Below are 22430 nucleotides of genomic sequence, written 5' to 3' on the forward strand. Positions count from 1 at the left end.
GCGCGACCTGGGAAGGCAACCAGGTGTGGTTCATCCTGGGCGGCGGCGCGATCTTCGCGGCCTGGCCGTTCGTCTACGCCATCAGCTTCTCGGGCTTCTACCTGGCCATGTTCACGGTCCTGGCGGCCATGATCCTGCGGCCGGTGGGCTTCAAGTACCGCTCCAAGCGGCCCGATCCGCGCTGGCGGTCGTTCTGGGACTGGGCGCTGTTCGTCGGCGGCTTCGTGCCGGTGCTGTGCTTCGGCGTGGCCCTGGGCAATGTGTTGCAAGGCGCGCCCTTCCGCCTGAACGACGACCTGCGGGCCTTCTACGAGGGCTCGTTCCTGGGCCTCTTCTCACCGTTCGCCCTGCTGTGTGGCCTGCTGTCGGTGGCCATGCTGGTGCTGCACGGCGCGGCCTGGATCACGGTGAAGGGCGAGGAAGGCCCGGTCAGCGACCGCGCCCGCCGCATCGGCGAGATCGCGGGCCTGGCCAGCATCGTGCTGTTCGCGGCCGGCGGCTTCTGGGTGGCGTTCGGGGGCATGGGCTTCCGGATCGAGGGGCTGGCCGACGCGGCTGGTCCGTCCAACCCGCTGCGGGGCGCCGCCGCCGTGTCGGCGCCGGGCGCGTGGCTCGACAACTACGGTCGTTATCCCTGGATGGTCGCTGGGCCGGTCCTGGGCTTTGCCGGGGCGACTCTGGCCTTGCTAGGCCTGCGCACGAAAAAGGCTTGGATGGCCTTCACCGGCTCCGCGGCTTCGGCCGCCGGCATCATCGGGACGGTCGGCCTGTCGATGTTCCCGTTCATCCTGCCCAGCAGCGTCGACCCGCGCTCGAGCCTGACGGTCTGGAACGCCTCGTCCAGCCACATGACCCTGTTCATCATGCTGATCGTCACGATCGTCTTCCTGCCGATCGTGCTGGCCTACACCGCCTGGGTCTACAAGGTGTTGTGGGGGCGCAGCACCACCGCCGCCCTGGCCACCAACCCCGACCTCTACTGATCCGAAGGAGACAATCCGATGTGGTACTTCACCTGGATCCTGGGCCTGGGCCTGGCCGTCGCTTTCGGCGTGCTCAATGGCGTCTGGTACGAATTCAATCTTCTCGACGACGGCGACGTCGACGAGGGGAGGACCTGAAGCGGACCAGGTCCTAAGGGCCGCCTGGCTGGACACCAGGCGGCCCGCCGCTTTTGTTGAAGAGAACGCCTTGCGGTCCCCTCAAGGGGGCGGTCGGAGACTAGAAGCGATAGCTCAGGCTCACCGAGGCGTTACGGCCTTCGCCCGGCAGGATGTAGCGCGCGACATGCACGTGGCTGTCGGCGAAATAGTCCTTGTCGAGCAGGTTTTCGATGTTGAGCTGGAGTTCCAGCGGACGGCCATCGACCGTGATCCGATAGGCCTGAACCAGATCGACCCGAACATAGCCCGGCAGACGCGTGGTGTTGGCGCCATCGGCGTAACGATCGCCCTGGGCCAGAAGGCCAAGCCCGGTGCGCCACTGGGCGTTCCAGCGCATCTGGCCCCAGAGGCTGCCGGAATCGCGCGCCACGTTGGGGATATGCTTGCCCGGATAAAGGCTGGCCTGGCGGTACTTGGCGTCGGTATTGGCATAGGCGAGATTGACCGACAGGCGATCGGTGACCTGTCCATTCACCGAGGCCTCCAGGCCCTGCGACCGCGCCTGGCCGCCGATCAGGAAGCGGCCGAAGAAGGCCGGGTCGCCCGCGATCATGTTGTCGTGGTCGAGGCGGAAGAGCGCGGCGTCGGCGCGCAGGCGCCCTTCGCCCATGTCGAGCTTCCAGCCGAACTCGTACTGCTTGGAATGGCGCATGGGGGCCGATTGGCCGCTGGTGGTCAGAACCGGCTGGAAAGCACTGCCGGTGCTGTAGGAACCATAGAGCGATTGGGTGGCGGACAGCGCGTAGGTCACGCCAAGCTTTGGCGACAAGCGCGCTTCGGTCACCGGCTTTACGACGCCAACGGTCCCGTAGGCGGAGTCCAGGTCAACCCACTGCAGGCCCGCGATCAGGTTCAATCGACCAATCTCGATCCGGTCCTGGGCGCTGAGCAGCCAGGTCTTGGTGTCCTGGATGGTCAGGGTGCGGGCCAGCGTTCCCGTGGGGGCGACGACCAGGCCGTAGACGGGGTTATAGACATTGATCCGCGGATTGCTGGCGGCGGGTACGCTCAGCGACGGCAGGTTCAGATCCTCGGCATAGTACTCGCCGCCCACATAGAGGTTATGGGTCAGGACGCCGGTGGCGAAGGTCGAGACCGCCGACACGGCCACGGAGTCGATGATCCGCTTGCCGCCGGGCTCGTAGGCGGTGGCGCGGTTATAGGTCCCAACCGGCTGGCCCGCGGCGATCGAGAACACCGAGTTACGCACCGACGTCGTCTTGCTGTCCATGTGCGTGTAGTCGAAACGGACCTGGGTCGCGGGCGTCAGGCGATAGTCGCCATGCAGGCTGTAGACGCGGTTGTTGGTCGTCGAGTCTTTGAAGGGCTCGCCAAGCTGGCGGTCGCGCGGCACGGCCACGACCTTGCCGTTCAGGGCCGGCAGGCCAAAGTCGGGGTTATAGATCTGGTTGGTTCCTTCGAAATCGAAGGCCACGCGATAGCGATCGCCGTCGGTTTTCGACAAGCCAAGCTTGACGCCGTCCAGCCGGTCCTTGGCGTGACGCCACTCGTCCTCGGTGGAGTGAACCACCACCAGGCGTCCGGCCACGCCGTGATCGGCCGACAGCACGCGATTGACGTCGAGCCAGGCTTCACGCGCGTTGTGCGCGCCAACCCGCGCATAGGCCGCGCCGAAGTCGCGAAGCTCGGCGGACTTAGTGGCCACCTCGATCGTGCCGCCAGGTTCGGAGCGGGTCGAAGCGGCCGCGCCGGGGCCGCGCAGGACATTGACCTGGTCGACGAAGGCCGGCGTGAAAGCGTAGTTCGACAGGCGCGCGCCGTCGCGAACGATGCGGCTGCTTTGGGTGCCGCTGTCGGCGATCGAGCCGCGCAACACCGCCACCTGGGAGTGGCTTCCGGTGAAGCTAAGGTCGGGTTGGGCGCCGGGGACATTGCGCAGGACGTCCAGCAGGGTTGTCCCGCCTTGCTCGAGCACCAGGTCGGTTGGAACCGTCGAGATCGACAGCGGCGTCTTCAGCTCGCTCGCCGGCGCGCCCAGCGCCAGGTCCTGCGGCGCGCGGGCATGGGTGACCGTCACCGAAGAGACCGGGGTGTCGGCTTGGCCGTTTTGCGACGCGGGGGTTTGGGCTCGAGCGGTGGAGGCCATGGCGATCAGCGCCAGCGACGCCGTGGCGGTGAGGAGCGAGGGTCTGCGTAGAGGCGCGGGAGGCATTGAGCTGTCCAGTTTTGGATAGAAGGAGAGGGGGAGCGAAATTGTCGGCCAAGCGCGCTCGAACGCGACGCGCCTGGGCTTATGAAGGCGCGCCAAGCTGGTCGATCTGATCGCGGAAGCCCGAGAACATGTCGCGCATTGGACCGGCGATGGCAGGGTCGGTCTTGGCCGGCGTCCCGCCCGCGAACGGCGGCTCGGGGCTATATTCAGCCTGAAGCATCAGCGCCTCGGCGTAGGAGCGGCCGCGGAAAATCTCGACAATGGCGAGGCCAAGATCGAGGCCGGCGGACACGCCCGCGCCGGTGATGACATCGCCGTCCCGTACGACACGCTGATCGGTGGGGATCGCGCCAAAATGCGTGAGCTTGTCGCGCGCCACCCAGTGCGACGTGGCCTTGCGCCCCTTCAGCAGGCCCGCCGCGCCAAGGATGATCGAACCCGTGCAGACACTGGCGACGCAGCGCGCCTTGCCGGCGCGATCGCGCAGGAAGTCGAGGGTCGGGCGGTCGGAAGCCGCCGCGATCGTCCCATAGGTCCCGCCGGGGCAGAACAGCACCGAAAGATCCGCCGGGCAGTCGGCGAGGGTCATCGTCGGGGCGATGGCCAGGCCCAGGTCGCTGGCGACCGGGGCAAGGTTGGCTTGGTTGGTGACCAGGTGAACCTTCGCGCCCATCATGCTGCCAAAGAAATAGTGGGGACCCACTAGGTCCAGCGCGGTGAAGCCGGGATAGAGGAGCATGGCGACCTCCTCATCGCCGTGCATCCGCAGACCTGGAACCTGCATCAGGCGCTCGTGCGCTTCTGCCGCACGCGCCTGGGCGTCGCTCTGGCTGGACTGGAGCGCCGCGGCGGCGGCTTCCAGCACCAGAGAAGGCGAGAGCGCGGCGGCGCCGGCGAAGCCGGCCAGAAGCGTACGTCGTTCTAGGCTCATAGAGGCGCTCCGGGTCAGGGTTTGGCGAACGGATCGCGGTCGGGATCGTCGCGCCATTCGTATTCGAGGCTTCGCGCCAGGGCCTGGGCGTCGGCCTTGGCGGTCAGGCGCGCGATCAAGCCCAGCGCCATGTCGGTTCCGGCCGAGACGCCCGAGGAGGTGAAGTACTTGCCGTCTTCCACCCAGCGGGCGCGCTTGATCCAGGTCACGGAAGGATCCTGATCGACCGCGAGCGAGAACAACGCCTTGTTGCTGGTCGCCTTGCGCCCCTTGAGCAGGCCCGCCTTGGCCAGCAGCGCCGAGCCGGTGCAGACCGAGGTGGTGAACTCCGTCTCGGCGTCGCGCGCCTTGAGGAAGCTCAGGAGGGTTGGGTTTTCAAGCTGGCTGTAGGTCCCCGCGCCGCCGGGAACCATCATGATCGCCAATCTCGGCGCGGTGGCGAAACTGTATTCAGCTTGCACCACGGCCCCCTGGGCCGAGCGCACCGGCCCGCCGTCCTGGGAGATCATCACGACCTCTAGGCCCGGCGTATTGGCCCACATCTCCACAGGACCGAACACGTCCAGCACCTCGAACCCGGGGTAGAGAACGATGCCGACCGTGCGGGTTTGAACCTCGGCGGGCTTCGCGGTCGCCGCGGGCGTGGCGGCCTTGGTTGGCCGGATGTTGGGATCCAGCGCCGCGCGCAGATACGCCGCCCGGCCGTCCTTGATCGTCTCAGCGTATTCGTCTCGGTTCGAGACGCCATCGCCATCGGCGTCGCCGTCGGCGGCCAGATAGGGCGTCAGGGCGCGCGCCAGCGTGTAGTCGCCCTTCATCGGCGCGCCAAAGGCGCCGGCCATGGCGTTGAAGGCGAGATATGACTCCTCGCCCAGCAGGGCGTAGCCCGCCGCCACCTGAGGCGCGGTGGGCCAGGTCTTGGTCAGGCGAGCAAGATCGGTCTGGGCGCTCGCCAAGGCCTGATCATAGGCCGCGGCGAGCCTGGCGCGGTCGAGCCCGCCCTTGGCTTCCAGATGCAGGTCGGCGCCGTTCAGAAAGGCGGCGGCTAGGGCCATCTCGTCGGCGTCGAGCAGGCCGTTGGCCTTGCCCCTGACGCCTTGATTGCCGTCGACCTTTTCGGGCTTGAACTTCAGGCCGCGTAGCGCCGCGTCGAAGTCGACGCTCGCCGTTTGCGCCGAGGACGGCGTGCCCGCCCCCAAGAGCAAGACCGCCGCGAGCGATCCGAGGAGGCCGCGCCACAAGGGGGATTGATGCATCGTCATGGTTTGGCCTCCCCGGCGCCCAGGCATCAGAAGACGGTGCGCAGGCTGACGAAGGCCGAACGCGGCTGGGTCGGGATGACATAGGGCCCGCCGAAGTACTGGTAGGGCTCAAAGCCCTTGCGACCGGCCAGATTGACCACCGACAAGCCGATGCGGACGACGCCCAGATCATAGGAGGCTTGAGCGTCGACCAGGGCCAAGCCCTTGGCGGCGATGGTGTTGGGCAAGGTCAGTTCGCGGCTGGACGTGGCGGTCAGGCCGCCGCCTATCCGCAGGCCCTTCAGGTCGCCGGCCAGGAAGCGATAGTTGGCGGCCAGGCGTCCGGAATGCTTGGGCACGGCGCGCAGGCGGTCGCCGACCGGCAAGGTGTTGTCCTTGCTGATCTCGGCGTCGGTATAGGCGTAGTTGAACAGCACCGAGAGGGCCGGGGTGGGCTCGTAGACCAGATCGGTCTCATAGCCCTTGGAGCGCTGCTCGCCCGTCTGCACCGAGACGAACGGGATCGTCGGGTGAGCCGTGATCACGTTTTGGCGGGTGATCTGGTAGAGCGAGACCGTGCCGGTGAGCCCCTTGATCGGCGCTGTGAACTTCAGACCGCCTTCATAGGATTGGGACGTCTCCGGCTTGGGGGTGATGCCGTAGAAGCCGCCCGCGACCACGCCCTTGAAACCCTCGGCGTAGCCGGCGAAGGCCGAGACGCCCTTGCCGAGCCGATAGGTCGCGCCGATGCGCGGGGTGAGACGCTTGTCGGTGTCGGCCGTGGCGGCGCCGACGTTGCTTTGGATCTTCAGCGTCGTCCAGCGCAGGCCCGCGGTGATGTCGAGGCGCTCGCCAATGGCGATCTGGTCCTGAACAAACGCCGCCGTCGTGCGCAGGCGGTCGTTCTGGTCGAAGTAGAAGGGTGGGTTTCCGCCAAAGGCGGCGTAGGGACGCGCGGCGGCGTAGTCCAGGGTCGCCCAGGCCGCGTTGAAGTACATCGCCCCAAAGTAGCGCGTCTTGTCATAGTCAGCCCCGACCAGCACCTGGTGGCGCACAAGCCCTTCGCCCAGACGCGCCGTCAGGCTGCCGGTCACATAGGTCTCGGTCGTATCCGAGGGCAGGTAGGCCGTGCCGAAGTTGTAGACCGAGCCGGCGATCTGGCCATACGGGAAGGACGAGTACTCCTTGAACGCGCCCTCATAGCGGCTGGCCGTGACGCTGGCCTCGAGCTTGTCGGAGACCTTGTGCGTCAGGTTGGCGGTCAGCTGCTTGTTGGTGATCCGCGTGCGCGGCGCGTCCAGGGCGCCGGCGAACTTGTAGCGATCGATGACCAGGGCCGGCGCGAAAGTCAGCCCCGCCGGCACGCCGGCATATTCGCGTTGTTCGAGGTGGTTGTAGCGACCGCGAACGACAAGCCGCGTCTTGTCGTCGATCTCCACGGCCAGGGTCGGGAAGAGTGCGTAGCGACAGCTGTCGATATGGTCGATGTAGCTGTCGGCCTTCTCCGTCATGCCCGCCAGGCGCAGCCCGATCTTGTCATTGACCGGCAGGTTGATCGCCGCGTCGCCGCCCAGGGTGTTGAAGCTCCCGGCGCGAAGCGCGACCGTGCCGCCGAAGGTCTTGCCCGGGTCCTGGGACACGACATTGATGATGCCAGAGAGCGGCGCGCCCGAGCCGCCGCCGAAGAGCGTGCTGGTCGGGCCCTTGGCGACCTCGATCCGCTCGACATTGACGAGGGTGGCCGGGTCGGCGACGCCCGCAGGCAGCTGATAGGTCGGGGCGCCGTCGAAATAGTAGCTGACCGGGAAGCCGCGGATCATCGGCGGCTGCAGCACGGTCTGTTCGGTGCTGGTCGGGGTGACGCCCGAAACGTTGACCAGGGCGCCCGACAAGGTCTGGAGCGCCTGGTCCTCGATCAGCCCCCGCGTCAGGGTCTGGATCGACTGCGGGATTTCCTCGACCGGGGTCGCGGTGCGCGTGGCGCTGACCGCGCTTGGCGCGGTGAAGCTGCCGCGCGGACTGGTGATCACGACCTCGCTGACCCAGCTGGACGAGGAAGCCTGAGCCAGGCCAAGAGCCGGCGCGCCGATGGCAGCGACTGCGCTACCGACGAAGAGTGCGATTTTCATGGTGTTAGCGCCCCCCGGCGCGGCTCTGAGAGATTGTTTTTTGGTGAGGAGAGGCGCGCTTAGCGCGCGGCGGCGTCGAACAGGGCATTGGCCTTGTTCCAGTTCACGACCTGCCACCAGCCGCTAAGGTAGGCGCCGCGGTTGTTCTGGTATTGGAGGTAGTAGGCGTGCTCCCAGACATCGTTGGCCAGGATCGGCGCGCCCTTGACCGGCGCGTCGTCCATCAGCGGGTTGTCTTGGTTGGGCGTGCTGACGACGCGCAGCTTGCCCTCGCTCCAGATCAGCCAGGCCCAGCCGGAGCCAAAGCGTTGCAGGCCGGCCGTCTCGAAGGCCTTCTTGAAGGCGTCCAGGCTCCCGAAGTCCTTGTCGATCTGGGCGAGCAGCTTGGCCGAAGGCGCGCCGCCCTGGCCGGGCGCGGCCATTAGCGTCCAGAAGAGCGTGTGGTTGTAGTGGCCACCGGCGTTGTTGCGCACGACGGCCGGGTGACGCGAAACCTCCGCCAGGATCGCTTCCAGCGACTTTCCCTGCAGAGCGGGCGTGGCCGCCACGGCGGTGTTCAGAGCGTTGACATAGGCCTGATGATGGCGGCCGTGGTGGATGCGCATCGTCTCGACGTCGATCACCGGCGAGAGCGCCTCATAGGCGTAGGGCAGCGGCGCCAGGGTGAAGGCGGCTTGCTGCTGAGCGCCGGTCGGCGCCGAAGCCGTCGTTTGGGCCAAGGCGGGCGTGCTGATCGAGAACGCGAGGATCGTAAGGGCGAGCAGCGAGCGTCGCATGTCTAAGCTCCTGGGCTGAAAGGGCGGTGACGCCGCGAGCCTCCGACAAGGCTCGCGGCGCCTGGACGGCGCTCGGCCGGGGCAAGGGGAATTCGCCACGCCTCAACGCCGTCGCCGACGGGGGCTTTTAAGAGCCCGTCGTTCCGTTGGCGGGTTGATCGGGCAGCAGGCTGGCGACCAGGACCTGCATGGCGCCGATGTTCTCACCAAGCAGGTCGGCCGAGCGTTGGTGATCCTGCGCGGCGACGGCGTCGAACAGCGCCTGATAGCGATTGATCCAGGTCTCGCGGTCGAGCACGGGCGCCTCGCTGGCCAGATAGATGCGATCGACGGCGTTGCGCAGGTTCTGGACGGTCATCAAGGTCAGATCGCGCTCGGCCGGCCCGCAGAGGGCGGCGTAGTAGCGGCGGTCGGCGGCGATCCAGGCCCGAGGTCCCTCGTCGTCCTCCAGCTCCAGCATCACGGCGCGAACGGCCCGCAAGGATCGCTGCGTATGCCGGCCGATGGCGCGGGCCAGCATGTCGCCCTCCAGCAGGCGACGCAGGTCGAAGATCTCCAGGCAGCGACGCGGGCTGGGCGTGGAGACGAAGGCGGCGCGGTTGGGCGAGATCTCGATCAGGCCCTCCGACTCCAGCTTGGCCAGGGCGTGGAAGACGGGGATGCGGCTGACGCCGAGTTCGGCGGCGACCGCCTCCTGGCGCAGCAGGACGCCCGGCCGCAGAAGGCCCTGGACGATCTGGTCGCGAAGGTGCTCGGCCACGGCCGCGGCGGCGTTGGGGGCTGAGCGGATCATGCGCGCGCCTCGGAGCTTTGAGGGGCGACACAGGGCGAAAGGGCCATCTCGGACCCTGGGGGAAGGAAGATGTGTGACATGGGAGGACACCGATCAGAGCTGACAAAGGCGCGCGGGGCCGCAAGCGGCCAAGGCGCGCGGGCGAGCCGTCAGGCTTGGATCGGCGGTCCCGTCTGGGGCGGGGGACGAGCGCGTAGAGGCAGGGTCAGATCCCGCCCGGCGAGGGGACCAAGACGCGCGGCGGCGACGAGCGCCGCGGGCGCGAGCGTCAGCCGGGGTTCGACTGAAGGCGCGGCCTGGGCCAGTCCTCCAAAGCCGCAATCGGACTTCGAGGTGTGCGGGTGGTCTTCGTGCTGCTCGCCCTCGGCCGCCTCGCGATCGACGGACAGGCCGCCGCGAACCGTCACCAGCTTGGGGCCCGCGCCCGTGCAGATCACCATGGTCGGCGCGCCATTGGCGCTGAATACCGGCATGTATCCGCTGGGGATCAGCACGCGCAGGCAGACGGCCACGAGGGCGAACGCCATCGCGAGATCGGTCCACAGAGGCTTGTGAGCGGCCTTCTCCACGTCTCCCTCGTAATCCCCCGGGGATCACAAGCCAAGAATGAACATCCAAAACGCGTAAAGGTATTCGTGTATACAAAAAGTCAGCTCGATCCTTAGGTAATCGCACGGGGAGACAAGCGCTTTACCTTGGCCTATGAGCGGCGAATGGGCTGCCGGGGAGAACAGCTAAGAGTTTGGGGGCGCGAGGCGGCTCTGCTGCTTGCGCTCTTGGCGCTTGTCCTGCGCTTGATGATCCCCGTCGGCTTCATGCCGAGCCAGACCCAACCGTCCACCTGGCCGTTCGCCACGGTCATCTGCACGGGCTCGGGGCAGCTGGTCCTGCAGCCCGGCCAAGCGCCGCCGCGGGAGGACGCCTCAAAGCGCCCGGCCAAGGCCGCGGGTCATCCAACATGCCCGTTCGGCGCCCAAGGCGTGCTGCTGGCGCCGCCTTTGATCATCCTGTCGCAAGCCGCGATCGCGCGGACCCTGATCTTGGCGCCGCCGATGCCGGCCAAGACCTGGTCCGCGTCCATGGCGGGACCGCCTCTGCCGGCCCGGGGACCTCCCGCGCGGCTTTAGAGCCCCTTCGCGCGAGCCCATGGGCTCGTGACCGCGCCGCCGCCTTTTGGCCAAGCGGCGCTCGACATGCATTCCAGGATCAATCCGTTGAAGACCCAGCTTTTGTTCGGCGCGGCGCTCATCGCCCTCGCGCCCGCCATCGTCCACGCCGAAACCCCCGTCCAGGTCGAGGACGTCATCGTCACGGCCCTGCGCGCGCCAACGCCGCTCAGCCAGGTCGCCGCGCCGGTGAACCTCGTTAGCCAGAAGGACTTCGCCGACCGCCAGGCCCAAGGTTTCGCCGAGGTGCTCGAGCGCCTGCCCAATGTCGAGTTCTTCGGTGGGCCGCGCCTCCAGGGCGAGATGCCGTCGGTGCGTGGCGCCACCGGTCGCCAGGTGCTGATTTCGGTCGACGGCGCGCGCCAGAACGCCACACCGTCTCTGTCGACGCCGCTCTTTCTGGATCCGGCGTTCATCTCGCGCGTCGAAGTGCTCAAGGGCGTGGGATCCTCGCTTTACGGCGCCGGAGCGCTGGGCGGGGTCCTGGCCTTCAAGACGGTCTCGACCGACGATCTCCTGGCCAAGGACGCCGTCATCGGCGCCGATGCGCGGGCCGACTATCAGTCGGCCAACGGAGGCAAGCGTCTGTCGGCGCGGACCTATGCCCGCTCGGGCGGCTTTGACGGCCTCGTGGGCTTGGCGCTTGGCGAGTGGGGGCCGGTGCGGCAAGGCGGCGGAACCCGCCTTCGTCCCGCCGACGGCGACAGTCAGACCGTGATCGCCAAGGGCGGATGGAACGCCAGCGACCGGGTGCGCGCGGAGCTCTCGCACATCTACTACCGGCTCAACGACTTCCAGCCCAACAACCCCCAGGCCGACGCCAGCTTCCCCTACTTTCAGGACAATTACGCGATCCAGCGCCAGACCGTGGCGCGCCTGACCGGCGAGAACGCCGCGGGTGGCGAGGCCTTCAACCTGTCGGTCTATCGCACCACCCTCAACAGCGGCGCGCGCGAGAACCGGGCGGTGACGCCGGTCCTGACCTCGACCTCCACGGCGACCCGCACCACGGGCTTCACGGGGAGCGGGGTGCTCGACTTCAAGACCGGTCCGATCGGCCACCGCCTCGTGGCTGGGGGCGATGGCTATCGCGACAAGATCGCCTCGCGCACCGATGGCCAGCCCGGCACCGTCAGTCCCGATGGCGAGCAAACCTCGCTCGGCGGCTTCGTGCGCGACGAGATCGCGCTTTCGTCCTGGCTTTCCGTCACGCCGGCCGCGCGCTACGACCGATACGAGACCAAGCTTGCGAGCGCGACCACGCCCAAGACCTCGGATACGCGCGTGTCGCCGTCGCTGACCGCCTCGGTCAGGCCAGCCTCTGGCGCGCTGGTCTATCTGAGCTGGGGCGAAGCCTTCCGGGCGCCGGCGGTCAACGAGCTCTATCAATCGCTGTCGCAGGCGACCGCCTTCGCCAACTTCCGCGCCAATCCCGACCTCAAGCCCGAACTTTCCCGCGAATGGGATCTTGGGGCCAGTTGGTCGGGCAAGCTTCCGAACGGGTGGGGGAGGCTGTCGCTGCGCGGCGACGCCTTCAAGGCCAAGGTCGACGACCTGATCACCAGCGTCGTGGTCGGCTTCTACACCAATCCGTTCCTCGGTCGCCGCCCCATCCAGCAGTACCAGAACGTCAGCAAGGCCAAGCGCGAGGGCGTGGAGGTCGAGGCCAGGCTCGAGCGCGGCGTCGTCTCGGCCGAACTGGGCTACAGCCGGATCCGCGTCACCGACGAGATGACCGGCGCCAATCTCTTCTCGCCGCCCGACAAATGGACGCTGGGCCTCAACTACGCCGTCTCGCCCGACGTCTCGCTGCGCTGGCGCTCCTCGATCGTCGCGGCCCAGGACTACGACACGACGGTGATCCGCCGCCGACCGGCCTACGACGTTCACGACGCCTTCGTGTCCTGGGCGCCGGCGGGCCGCGCTTGGCGGGTCGACCTGGGCGTGACCAACCTCTTCGACGAGCAATACGCCGCCTACAAGCAATCGACCGCCTATCCCAACGTCTACGAGCAAGGCCGCAGCCTGCGCGTGGGCCTTGCCGCCAAGTTCTAGGAGGCCCCCCAGATGCGCACGTCAACCTTGATGCTCGGCGGCGGCCTCTGCGCCGCCGCCATCGCGATGGCCAGCGCGGCCAGCGCCGCCGATCAGGCCTTCGAGATCCGCTTCGCCGCCAAGGTGGGCGGCGCGCCGCTCGTTTGCGGCAAGACCTATCCTGGCGTCGGAACGACCAAGGCCGACATTCGGCTGCAGGATTTTCGCCTCTATGTCTCCAACGTCCGGCTGCTCAAGGCCGGCGGCGGGGAGGTTGCGCTGCGTCTCGACCAGGACGGCGTCTGGCAGGACGCGGACCTGGCCTTGATCGATCTCGAAGACGCCAGCGGCAATTGCAACGGCAACACCGCGACCCGCGCGGTCGTCCGGGGCAAGGCGCCGGCCGGGCGCTATACGGGCCTGGTGTTCGACCTTGGCGTGCCCCAGGCCATGAACCACCAGGACCCGACCAACGCCCGCCCGCCGCTGAACTTCTCGGCCCTCTCCTGGCCCTGGCGCGGCGGCTACAAGTTCGTGACCATCGACTTCGACGCCAGCGCCCCGACCAATCCCAAGGCCGCTGGGTTCTCGATCCACCTCGGCAGCACCGACTGCGGGGAGGGCGCGCTGCGCAGCCCGCCGCAGGCGCCCTGCCGGCTCCAGAACAGGCCGACCTATCGGTTCGAAGCCTTCGATCCGGCGCGCCAGATCGTGGTCTTCGACCTGGCGGCCCTGGTGGCCGACAATGACGTCACCCTCAACACCCCCGGAACCCCGGCCGGGTGCATGTCGGGCGACAATGACGACGATTGCGCGGGCGTGATGAAGCGGTTTGGCCTGGCGTTCCGCCAGGCGCCGGCCGGCGCGCAGGCCTGGGTGCGGGTCGAATGATCCCGCGGCGCGGCCTGGCGGCGCTCGCCCTGGGCGTGGTCGCCGTGGCCGGGGGCGCGCTCGCCGCCCAGGGCGGCTTGCTCGCGCTCGGCCCCTATGTGCGCGGGACCTATGACTATGGCCTGCCCAAGTGGGCGCCGGCGCCGCTGGAGCCGAAGGGCAATCCGACGACCGCGGCGAAGGTCGAGCTTGGGCGGCGATTGTTCTATGACAAGCGCCTGTCGCGCGATGGGTCGATGTCGTGCGCCAGTTGTCACGAGCAGCGCCTGGCCTTTACGGACGGACGCGCGACCTCGCCGGGCGTCACCGGCGACCATACGGCGCGCAACGCCATGTCGATCGCCAACGCCGGCTACACACCGGCCCTGACCTGGGCCAACCCCCTGCTGCACAGCCTGGAGCGGCAGGCGATGGTCCCGCTGCTGGGACAGGAACCGGTGGAACTGGGCCTGGCGGGCATGGACGAAACCTTGCGCCAGCGGCTCCAGGCCGAGCCGGTCTATCGCGCGCTCTTTCCCAAGGCCTTTCCCGAGGCCAAGGGCGAGATCACGATCGGCACCATCGCCCGGGCGATATCGGCCTTCGAGCGGACGGTGGTCTCGGTGCGCTCGCCCTATGACCGTTATCGTTACGAAGGCGATGTCGAGGCGCTGTCGGACTCGGCGTTCCGGGGCGAGGCGCTGTTCTTCAGCGAGCGGTTGGAATGCCACCACTGCCATAGCGGCCTGCATCTTTCCGACACCGTCCTGCATGAGCGCAACACGCTTGGCGAGACCGCCTTCCACAACACCGGGCTCTACAATATCGACGGCAAGGGCGGCTATCCGCCGCGCAACACGGGCATCGCCGAAGTGACGGGCCGGCCCGAGGACATGGGGCGGTTTCGGGCGCCGAGCCTGCGCAATGTGGCGCTCACCGCGCCCTACATGCACGACGGCTCCATCGCCACGCTCGATGAGGTGATCGACCACTACGCCGCCGGCGGACGCACGATCACGTCCGGCCCCTATGCCGGCGTCGGCGGCGCCAACCCCTACAAGAGTTCCTTCATGTCGGGATTCAAGCTCGACGCTCAGGAACGCGCCGACCTGATCGCGTTCCTGAAGTCGCTGACCGATGAGCACTTGCTCACCGATCCCCGTTACGGGGATCCGTGGGCCCAGGATCAGGAGCCTTCGCGCCATGCCAAGACCCAATCGGGCCGCTAGCCTGCTGGCCAGCCTCATGCTTGTCGTCGCGACGGGGCCGGCGGCGGCGCACACGAGCCTGGTCAGTTCTCAACCCGCCAGCGGCGCGATCCTGACCGCGCCGCCGACGCGTCTTGAGCTCACCTTCGCCGAACCCACGCGCGTCACCAGCCTGAAGCTGGTCAGTTCGGGCCGCGGCGAGCAGCGCCTGGGCACGCCGGCGAAGACCGCGCTCAGCGTCGTGACGAACCTGCCGCCGCTGGGGCCGGGACGCCACGAGGTGGTCTGGCGGGCCTTGTCGGCGGATGGCCACCCGGTCGGCGGCTCGGTGATCTTCGTCGTGCGCGGTCCGCCGCGTTGATCGCGCTCGACATGCTAGCGGCCGTGTTGAAGGCCTTGCTCTACGCGGCTGTCCTGGTCGCCGCGAGCGAAGGTCTGCCTTCGCCCAGCCGGCATTTGAGGTCGAGGTTCCTGGGGCGGCGCGGGCTTTCGGCCCGCCGGCTAAAACGGATCCTGCTTGGCGCCGCGGCGACGGCCGCATCGCTCTGCGCCCTGGTCTTCGCGCTCCGTCTAGGTGGGTTCGACCCGGACACCCTGACCTATCTGACTGGCACGGCGCCGGTGCGCGGATGGGGGCTGATCCTCATCGGCGCGCTGCTCGGCGTCACCGTCACACGGGGCGTTTGGGCGCGTCGTCTTTCGACCGGCCTGATGTTGGTCGGTCTGAGCTGGTCAGGGCACCTGGCGGCGGCGTCGCCCTGGGGGCGCCTCGTTGTCCTTACGCATCTGGCGGCGGTGTCCTGGTGGATCGCAAGCTTGCTCAGCCTGGCCTATGTGCTGCCGCGATGGCGGGCGCCTCGGCTGGCGAGGATCCTCGCCGACTTCAGCGCCCGCGCCGCCGTGGCGGTCGGGCTCCTTGTCCTGGCCGGGGGAATGGCGATCCTGCTGCTCGCCCGAGGCCATCCGCTGGCCGCGAGCTATCTAATCGGCCTGGCGATCAAGCTTGCCCTGGTGGCGGCCGTTCTGTTGCTGGCGCTCCACAACAAGGTTCGCCTCACGCCCGCCCTGGTTGACCGCGGCCCGGCTCGCCTCCAACGCGCCCTCGGCATCGAACTTGTGCTGATGGCCTTGATCCTGGTGGCGACCGCGGCCCTGACTAGCTTTCTGTCGCCGCATCAGGGGCACTGACGCAAGGAGCGACAAGGCGTGACCGACGGCCTCGTCGAGGCGCCATCGGCAGACCTGGGCAAAACAGCGGCATTGAGCAATTTCGCGCCTCTCGCGCGCCAGTCGCGGTCGCGCGCGCTGTCGGCCCTTGCCAAGCTTCCAAAGTCTCCGCTCAATGTTGTTATATAGTAACATTGAGCGGATCGCGCCGAGATGACCAGCCAGCCGACACGTCGCCACCTCCTAACCTCCGTCGCGGTCGGCGGCTCTTCGCTCCTGGCCGCGGGGGTGGGGGAGGCCGTGGCGCTCGGGCCCGAGGCGTCCTTGCGGCCAGGCTCCATCCCCGTCGCCGACCTGCCCAGCCACTTCGACGTCGAACCAGGCATTCACAATCTCGAGGCCGGCTATTGGAGCATGATGCCGCGCGTCGTCGCCCAGACCTATGCCCGTCACAACGCGGCGGTGAACAGCGCCAACGCGATCTGGGCGCGTAACGTCATGGCTGACGGTTCTGGCTGGGCGGTCGGCAGCCGGGCGGCCCAGGCGGCCATCGCCCGGCAGATGGGCTGCGCGCCCGAGGAGATCGGCGTCACGCGCAGCGGCGCCGACGCCTTGCAGATGTTGATCTGCAACTACAAGCCGCTGAAACCCGGCGACGCGGTGATCCACTGCGACCTCGACTACAATGTGATGATCGCGGCCATGCAGTGGCTCGGCACGCATCGCGGCGCGACCGTGGTCCCGTTCGCGATGCCGGAGCCGGCGACGACCGCCAATATTCTTTCGGCCTACGAAGAGGCGCTCAAGCGCACGCCCCGGGCCAAGCTTCTGCTTGTCACCCAAGTCTCTAACCGCACGGGCCTTGTCACGCCGGTCAAGGAGATCGTGGCCATGGCCCGCGCCCGGGGCGTGGACACCATTGTCGACGCCGCCCATGGCGTAGCGTGCCTGGATTTCCAGCTCGATGATCTGGGGGCGGACTTCGTCGGCTGGTCGGTTCACAAGTGGACCTCGGCGCCGCTCGGCACCGGCGCGATGTACATCCGCAAGAGCCGGCTTGCCGACATCGACATCGCCTACGGCAACACCTTCCATGCCGAAGACGACATCAGAACGCGCGTGCCGGACGGCACCGTCAACTTTCCCGCCATGCTGACCATACCGACCGCCGTCGACTTCCATTTCGCGGTCGGGGCGGCCGCCAAGGAAAAGCACATGCGCGGCTTGCGGGATCGCTGGGTCAACGCCTTGCGCGACCGGCCCAATGTCGAGATCTGCGTGCCAGACGATCCCGCCCGCTATTGCGCCATCACCAGCTTTCGCCTGAAGGGCATGACCACCGACGAGGACGCCAAGCGCGTCCAGCGCATCCTTCTCGAGCGTTATCGCATCCACACCGTCTGGCGCGGCGGCATCGCCAAGGGGCCGGCGATCCGGGTGACCCCGGGGCTCTACAGCACGCCGGCCGACGTCGATGCGTTGGTCGCCGCGCTTCGGGCCGAGCACGCCATGTTCGTCTAGCGCGTTCGCGCTCCACGGCTTGGCGGCCGACTAGAGGCCATAGGCCGACGAAAGGCGCGCGATGAAGGCTTCGCGCGTGATGTCGATCTTGAACTGCCGCGGCTCGAAGGTCTCGTCGGCCACGACCGCGGCGGCGAACCCTCGCATGTCGGCCCGGATAGCGTCGGGCAGGGCGATGCTGGCGCCGGCGGGCAGGAGCTGCAGCAGGCGGGCGACGTCGTTGCGGTGCTTCTTGATGTTGTCGCCCTGGCCTTCCTCGCCGGCGGCGCGCCGCGCCGTCAGATCAAGCCAGGCGCGGGCCTTGAAGGGGATGATCGCCGCTTCGTCGAGGATCGGGACGTCCTGGACGGTGCGCCGCATCGCCTTGAGGAATTCATAATAGTCGGCGTTGAGCAGGATCGCCGACAGGCTGGCGGCCGCCTCGTCGATCGGCAGGGGCGTAAAGACACTGTCCCGCGCCAGCACGATCCCCTCGGGCGTCCGCGAGAAGAGCTCGATCATCGCCGGATAGCTGGCCTGGCTCGGCTTCTGGAACCGGTAGAGCATCTTCTCACCGCTGGCCCGTTCCTGGATCTGGTAGCCGCCATCGGTGATGAAGGCCATGAAGCGGTCGCTGAAGGCGGCGTCGAGGGCCTCGACGATCAGCACGATGTCCAGGTCCTTGGTTAGGCGGAACGGCAGTCCCGCTTCTTCCAGCACCAGTTCGGAGGCGGTCCCGCCGACCAGGACATACTGGTGCCCGCAGCCCGCGAAATGGGCGCGGAAGCGGTCAAGTCCCATCACCATGCCATATCCTCCAGCATTTGCGCGGCCGCCTGAGCGACCCGCTCGTCCGGTTCGCGCCGGATGCTGAGATAAAGCGACAGCCGGTCGACGACGCCATCCTCGGCAAGGACGAGCGGGTCGTAGGACCAGGTCTCCAGTTCGATACGGTCAGCCTCATCGGTCCAGGCCGGCTCGAGTTCCAGCGCTTGGGTCATGCCCGTCCAGCGCGACGCCAGGACCGCTCGCCGCTCCACGCGCGGCGGACTGAGCATCGTGTAGTGCGCCAGGGCGGTCTCCCCGGCCAGGGGCGCCTGGTCGAGCGGGATCTGGCCCCGAACCAGGCGCAGCTTGCGGACCGGCGATTTCAGGCGCGGCTCGATCGTGTTCCACAGATCGCGGCCGTTCACCGCGAAACGAAGCCGCCGGCGCCGGCCGGCCCAGAGGGCTTCCGCGACGCCAATCGCCACCAGTTCGTCGAGCGCGCGGCTCATGCTCATGACCGATACCTGGAACCGTTCGGCCAGGTCGGTCAGGCTCTGTTGATCGACGAACCGGCCCAACATGGCCCCCAGCACGACCGATTGCGCGGTTGGAGAAAGATAGTCGGGCTGCGGCGCGATTTTTGCCGGCGCGCCTTCGCGCAGGTCGAGAAGCGCCTCGGGAACATAGATTTGGGCGCCGGGGGCCAGGAAGGCGATCCGGTGTTCGATCAGTCGGCGGCGTACCCGCGCGTCGACCCGCTCGAGAACCAGGACCACCAGCGCAACACCGAGGTGACGTCGCGCCAACTCGCGGTGCTTGGCGATGTCGAAGGTGTCGAGCGGGCCGGCGCGATTGACCATGAAGACGGCTGGCCGCCCTTGCAGGTCGCCCCGCCAGAAATGGTACCGATCCGTCAGGAAATAGGGCAGGCCTTCCCCGGCGAGGTCGTGCAGGCGCAGGTTCATGCCGAACACTTGCGCCACATAGGCCTCGGCCGTGAGGGCGAGGCGCTCCAGGCGGTCGGCGGCGAAATGATCTAACACCATGATGTCGGTATAACATCGGTGATGTTAAAATGCTATTTCAATGTTAGATGGGCTTGGGGCTGAGCTGAAGGCAATCGGCGACCGACCTCGTCGATAGCCCAGGATAGAGAAGCTCTACGTCCAGCGCCACCGGATCCGCCAGGGCGCCCACCCGCGCCTGGAGACCTACGAGGTCGAGTATAGGGCTTCCGGGTCAGCGCCCCGGCGGGACGCGACAAGGCCTTGAAGATCAATCTCATCCTTCGCCGCAGAGGCCTTTTCCACTGGGCGGTAACGCGCATCGAATTGCCCAAGGATGTGCTTGACGCCGAGGAGGGCGCGACCCCGTCAGCCGCGCCCGCGCCTGAGACGCCCCAACCCGCGGAGCCGGATGTTGCGCAGGCCCCGGAGCCGGAAGCGCCTGCCGCGGCGCCTTCCAGCGTGGTGGAGAGCGCGCCGCCGCCCGTCGCGGCCTTGATCCGCCGATGGTATGCGCAGAACGATCGTTGCCGCGGCGGCTCGGGTGATGATCCGTCCACGGCGCTGGCCTGCGATGATCGCGAAACCACTGCCGGCAAGATCGATGAACTCGGCTGGTGTTACGGTGAAAATCCAGCCCGCCAGACGACATGGGCGCGCTGCAATGGCCGCTAGTTTTAGGCTTATGGTCAAGCTGACGGTATTGACCGCGAATGCGTCTGTCTCAACGGTCAATTGGAGCCAAAATGGGCGAAAATCACGACTTTTTGAGTGATTTTTTTGTTTTATAAAAACAACGGGTTAGGTGGAATAACTTGTGACGGTATTTTGGGCGGTAACGTCGCCTAACGTCTTCTAGAAAGTTTCGTAAAATCAACGCGATAACCGGGTCGTTGATCATCGAGTGGGAATAGGCGTTCCTTGCGGTTCTGGGCTTCGCCTTTCTGCGCCGAGGCCTTAGCTATTAGGCGTCACTCTAAGGATGATCATCATGAAGCGCGTGGTGCTGGCATTCTCGGTCTTGGGTCTGGCGATCGCGGGCCTCGCGCCCGCTGTCGCGGCCGACACCGCCGCTCCGCGCGCCGGCGACATCTATGGCGTCTGGCGCAATCCCAAGGGCAGCGTTCACATCGAGATCAAGCCGTGCGGCGACAGCACCTGCGGCAATGTTGTGTGGGCTAACGCCGAGGCGCAGGCGGACGTGCGCAAGGGCAGCAATCGCGAGCTGGTCGGCATGCAGCTGCTGCGCGACTTCTCGCCGACCGGGCCCATCGACTGGAAGGGGCGGGTGTTCGTACCCGACCTGAACATGACCTTCTCGGGGCAGGTGCGCCTGCTGGACAAGGCCTCGCTGCGCGCCAAAGGCTGCCTGTTGCCCAACTTCCTCTGCAAGTCGCAGGTCTGGACCCGCGTGGATCCGGCGGTCCGCCCCGCCTAGACTTCATGTCGCAACTTGGCCTTCCGGGCTTCGATCCCCCCACGCCGACCGATCGGCTGATGTTCCTGCTGTACCCGGATGCGTCCACGGCCGATCGTATCGCCGGAGAGGCGCGGCGGCTGCGCGAGGCCCTGGGTCTGCGGGGACAGATCCTCCTGACCGACCGCTTCCACCTCACCTTGCATCACCTTGGCGACTATGTCGGCCTGCCCGCAGAGCGCGTGCGCCAGGGCGAGGCCGCCGGCGATGCGATGACGACGGCGTCGTTCGAGGTGTCGCTCGACCGCGCCATGAGCTTCGCCAACCGTCCGGGCAACAACCCCTTCACCCTGCAGCCTGGCGAAGGGCTTGAGCCGCTGCTGGCGTTTCAGCAAAAGCTGGGGGTGGAGATGGCCAAGGTCGGGCTGAAGCCGGACAAGGCCTTCGTCCCGCATGTCACGCTGCTCTATGATGGGCAGGTTGTCCCTGCCGAGGCCATCGCGCCGATTCGCTGGACGGTCGACCGCTTCGTCCTGGTCCAGAGCAAGCTGGGCCAGACGCGCCACATCGTCCTGAAGGCCTGGAACCTTGTCGGCTGAGGTTGGCGGGGAGGCTGGCCTCCTCTAGGCCATCACCCCAGAGGATTCGCCTAGGACGACGGCCATGACCCTGACGATGTACGGCATCAAGAACTGCGACACGGTCGCCAAGGCCCGCAAGTGGCTTGAGGATCGCGGCCTGGCCTATGCTTTTCACGATTATAAGGCCCTGGGCGTCGAGCGCCCGCGGCTGGAGGCGTGGGTCGACGAACTGGGCTGGGAGGTGTTGCTGAACCGCGCCGGAACGACCTTCCGCAAGCTTGACGACGCCGATAAGCAAGACCTCGATCGTGAGAAGGCGATCTCGCTGATGCTGGCCAATCCGTCGATGATCAAGCGCCCGGTGCTGGACATCGGCGAGCGCAGGCTGGTCGGGTTCAAGCCGGACCTGTACGCGGCCGCCTTCGCCTAGAGCGTGACGCCGAAGGTGGGAACCGGTTTCGGCGCGCGTCACGCTCTAAGTCTTTGATTAGAGCCTCCTCGAAACGCGTTCGCACAAGTTTCGGACGACAAGCTTTCGGGGATCGGTCTATCACTTCGGGGAACGGCCGCGACGTGGCGGCCTGCAGGGGGACTTTCAACGGGTGGGGGAAAAGGACGTCGCGCGGTACGAGCTGGTCATCTTCGACTTCGACGGCACGCTGGCCGATAGCGCCGCGTGGATGATGCGCGCGGTCAATCCGATGGCCCGTCGCTACGGCTTCAAGACCGTCACCGACGAGGAGATCGAGATGCTGCGGGGGCGCAGCACGCGCGAGGTGATCCGCTATCTGGGGGTTTCGCCCTGGAAGCTGCCGTTGATCGCCCGGGCCGGCAAGAAAATGATGGCGGCCGACGCGCACAAGATCCCGCTGTTTCCCGAGACCGCCCGGATGCTGCGCGCCCTGCACGCGGCGGGCGTGAAGATCGCCGTCGTCAGCTCCAACAGCGAACAGGTGATCCGCCGCGTGCTGGGTCCCGAACTCGCCGAGCTGATCAGCCTCTACTCCTGCGGCGCGTCGCTGTTCGGCAAGGCGCGCAAGTTCAAGCAGGTGACCGCGCGCGGCGTCTCTCGAGATCGGGTGATCTGCATCGGCGATGAGACGCGCGATATCGAGGCCGCCCGGGCTGTCGGCCTGGACTGCGGCGCCGTCGGTTGGGGCTACGCCAAGCCCTCGATTCTGGCCGAGCATCGCCCGACGGTGTCGTTCAGCTCGATGTCCGAAATTATTTCGTATGTCGCTGCATCCGGGGCGTGGGGCGGCGGCGACTAACCTTCGAAAGCGCGGATGATCGCGCTGAACGAAGGACCAAGGCGATGGCTTACGAGCTGTTTCGTGATTTCTGGTGGCTGATGTTCCCGATGAGCTTCATGGCTCTGGGGGCTTTGCGTGCGTGGTTGAACTATCGCGCGCGCCGCGAGGTGATCAGCACGCTGCGCGACCTGGCCGCCAAGGGACAGGAGCCGTCGGCCGCCCTGCTGGCGCAGCTGTCGCGCTAGGGGAGGGCGTG

The 22430-nt window shown here is 67.3% G+C and carries 24 protein-coding genes and 1 pseudogene; 16 read left to right on the forward strand and 9 right to left on the reverse strand.

Translation table 11 applies throughout. The features are described from left to right. Positions 1-983, forward strand: a 983-nt coding sequence (cydB, locus tag DI526_RS04230; RefSeq protein ID WP_304274423.1) for a cytochrome d ubiquinol oxidase subunit II, incomplete at its 5' end; no start/stop codon positions are given. A gap of 18 nt (positions 984-1001) precedes the next feature. Beyond that, entirely contained in the window at positions 1002-1121 is a 120-nt protein-coding gene (cydX, locus tag DI526_RS04235) for a cytochrome bd-I oxidase subunit CydX (protein WP_304274426.1), read from the forward strand. Between the two features lie 100 nt (positions 1122-1221). On the opposite strand, the gene DI526_RS04240 is transcribed toward cydX, so the two are convergent. The 7 genes from DI526_RS04240 to DI526_RS04270 all read right to left on the reverse strand — a co-directional run bounded on the left by DI526_RS04240 (position 1222) and on the right by DI526_RS04270 (position 9775). Beyond that, the gene (locus tag DI526_RS04240) at positions 1222-3336 is read right to left on the reverse strand and encodes a TonB-dependent siderophore receptor (protein WP_304274429.1); all 2115 of its coding nucleotides are present in this window, start codon (positions 3334-3336) and stop codon (positions 1222-1224) included. A 79-nt stretch (positions 3337-3415) separates the two neighbouring features. Then, positions 3416-4324: a DJ-1/PfpI family protein gene (locus DI526_RS04245; protein ID WP_304274431.1), complete on the reverse strand. Its 909-nt coding sequence runs from the start codon at positions 4322-4324 to the stop codon at positions 3416-3418. Continuing rightward, positions 4282-5529, reverse strand: coding sequence for a DJ-1/PfpI family protein (locus DI526_RS04250; RefSeq protein ID WP_304274433.1), 1248 nt, complete (start codon positions 5527-5529; stop codon positions 4282-4284). Before DI526_RS04250 ends, DI526_RS04245 begins: the two co-directional genes overlap by 43 nt. Before the next feature lie 26 nt (positions 5530-5555). After that, positions 5556-7754, reverse strand: a complete 2199-nt coding sequence (locus DI526_RS04255) for a TonB-dependent siderophore receptor (RefSeq protein ID WP_304274435.1) — start codon at positions 7752-7754, stop codon at positions 5556-5558. Further along, complete coding sequence (locus DI526_RS04260; RefSeq protein WP_304274438.1) at positions 7697-8413, reverse strand: superoxide dismutase; 717 nt, start codon at positions 8411-8413, stop codon at positions 7697-7699. The genes DI526_RS04255 and DI526_RS04260 overlap by 58 nt, the downstream gene beginning before the upstream one ends. Positions 8414-8540: 127 nt before the next feature. Further along, a complete protein-coding gene (locus tag DI526_RS04265) occupies positions 8541-9206 on the reverse strand; it encodes a GntR family transcriptional regulator (protein ID WP_304274441.1) in 666 nt (221 codons plus the stop codon). A 149-nt stretch (positions 9207-9355) separates the two neighbouring features. Continuing rightward, positions 9356-9775 (reverse strand): DUF2946 family protein, encoded by a 420-nt coding sequence (locus DI526_RS04270; protein ID WP_304274444.1) that lies wholly within the window; start codon positions 9773-9775, stop codon positions 9356-9358. A 228-nt stretch (positions 9776-10003) separates the two neighbouring features. Between DI526_RS04270 and DI526_RS04275 the strand changes: the two genes are divergently transcribed. The 8 genes and pseudogenes from DI526_RS04275 to DI526_RS04310 form a co-directional block, all read left to right on the forward strand. Next, entirely contained in the window at positions 10004-10333 is a 330-nt protein-coding gene (locus DI526_RS04275) for a hypothetical protein (protein WP_304274446.1), read from the forward strand. A gap of 66 nt (positions 10334-10399) precedes the next feature. Then, positions 10400-12427, forward strand: a complete 2028-nt coding sequence (locus DI526_RS04280; protein WP_304274451.1) for a TonB-dependent receptor domain-containing protein — start codon at positions 10400-10402, stop codon at positions 12425-12427. A 12-nt stretch (positions 12428-12439) separates the two neighbouring features. After that, the gene (locus DI526_RS04285) at positions 12440-13297 is read left to right on the forward strand and encodes an MbnP family copper-binding protein (protein WP_304274453.1); all 858 of its coding nucleotides are present in this window, start codon (positions 12440-12442) and stop codon (positions 13295-13297) included. Then, positions 13294-14505 carry a methanobactin export MATE transporter MbnM gene (locus tag DI526_RS04290; RefSeq protein WP_304274456.1) on the forward strand — a complete coding sequence of 404 codons (1212 nt, stop codon included), beginning with the start codon at positions 13294-13296 and terminating at the stop codon, positions 14503-14505. Before DI526_RS04285 ends, DI526_RS04290 begins: the two co-directional genes overlap by 4 nt. After that, positions 14480-14845: a copper resistance protein CopC gene (locus tag DI526_RS04295; protein WP_304274458.1), complete on the forward strand. Its 366-nt coding sequence runs from the start codon at positions 14480-14482 to the stop codon at positions 14843-14845. The genes DI526_RS04290 and DI526_RS04295 overlap by 26 nt, the downstream gene beginning before the upstream one ends. Then, on the forward strand, positions 14842-15672 hold the full coding sequence (locus DI526_RS04300) for a CopD family protein (RefSeq protein WP_304274460.1): 831 nt from the start codon (positions 14842-14844) through the stop codon (positions 15670-15672). The genes DI526_RS04295 and DI526_RS04300 overlap by 4 nt, the downstream gene beginning before the upstream one ends. Before the next feature lie 18 nt (positions 15673-15690). Next, on the forward strand, positions 15691-15840 hold the full coding sequence (locus DI526_RS04305; protein ID WP_304274461.1) for a hypothetical protein: 150 nt from the start codon (positions 15691-15693) through the stop codon (positions 15838-15840). Between the two features lie 36 nt (positions 15841-15876). Then, positions 15877-17172: pseudogene (locus DI526_RS04310) on the forward strand (aminotransferase class V-fold PLP-dependent enzyme); the annotation flags it as partial. 30 nt (positions 17173-17202) lie between these two features. Here the strand turns inward: DI526_RS04310 and DI526_RS04315 are convergent. Beyond that, the gene (locus tag DI526_RS04315; protein WP_304274464.1) at positions 17203-17958 is read right to left on the reverse strand and encodes a hypothetical protein; all 756 of its coding nucleotides are present in this window, start codon (positions 17956-17958) and stop codon (positions 17203-17205) included. Then, positions 17952-18962 (reverse strand): hypothetical protein, encoded by a 1011-nt coding sequence (locus DI526_RS04320; RefSeq protein WP_304274466.1) that lies wholly within the window; start codon positions 18960-18962, stop codon positions 17952-17954. The genes DI526_RS04315 and DI526_RS04320 overlap by 7 nt, the downstream gene beginning before the upstream one ends. Before the next feature lie 225 nt (positions 18963-19187). Between DI526_RS04320 and DI526_RS04325 the strand changes: the two genes are divergently transcribed. From DI526_RS04325 to DI526_RS04350, 6 genes are all read left to right on the forward strand, one after another. Then, positions 19188-19598, forward strand: a complete 411-nt coding sequence (locus tag DI526_RS04325; protein ID WP_304274469.1) for a hypothetical protein — start codon at positions 19188-19190, stop codon at positions 19596-19598. 307 nt (positions 19599-19905) lie between these two features. Next, positions 19906-20361 (forward strand): DUF2147 domain-containing protein, encoded by a 456-nt coding sequence (locus DI526_RS04330; protein ID WP_304274472.1) that lies wholly within the window; start codon positions 19906-19908, stop codon positions 20359-20361. 5 nt (positions 20362-20366) lie between these two features. Beyond that, positions 20367-20939 carry a 2'-5' RNA ligase family protein gene (locus DI526_RS04335; protein WP_304274475.1) on the forward strand — a complete coding sequence of 191 codons (573 nt, stop codon included), beginning with the start codon at positions 20367-20369 and terminating at the stop codon, positions 20937-20939. A 64-nt stretch (positions 20940-21003) separates the two neighbouring features. Continuing rightward, a complete protein-coding gene (locus DI526_RS04340) occupies positions 21004-21351 on the forward strand; it encodes an ArsC family reductase (RefSeq protein WP_304274477.1) in 348 nt (115 codons plus the stop codon). A gap of 151 nt (positions 21352-21502) precedes the next feature. Further along, entirely contained in the window at positions 21503-22192 is a 690-nt protein-coding gene (locus tag DI526_RS04345) for an HAD family hydrolase (protein WP_304274663.1), read from the forward strand. Between the two features lie 44 nt (positions 22193-22236). Further along, positions 22237-22419: a hypothetical protein gene (locus DI526_RS04350; RefSeq protein WP_304274479.1), complete on the forward strand. Its 183-nt coding sequence runs from the start codon at positions 22237-22239 to the stop codon at positions 22417-22419. The last annotated feature ends 11 nt before the right edge of the window (positions 22420-22430 follow it).

Source organism: Caulobacter segnis (assembly GCF_003243465.1).
GTDB classification, from domain to species: domain Bacteria; phylum Pseudomonadota; class Alphaproteobacteria; order Caulobacterales; family Caulobacteraceae; genus Caulobacter; species Caulobacter segnis_A.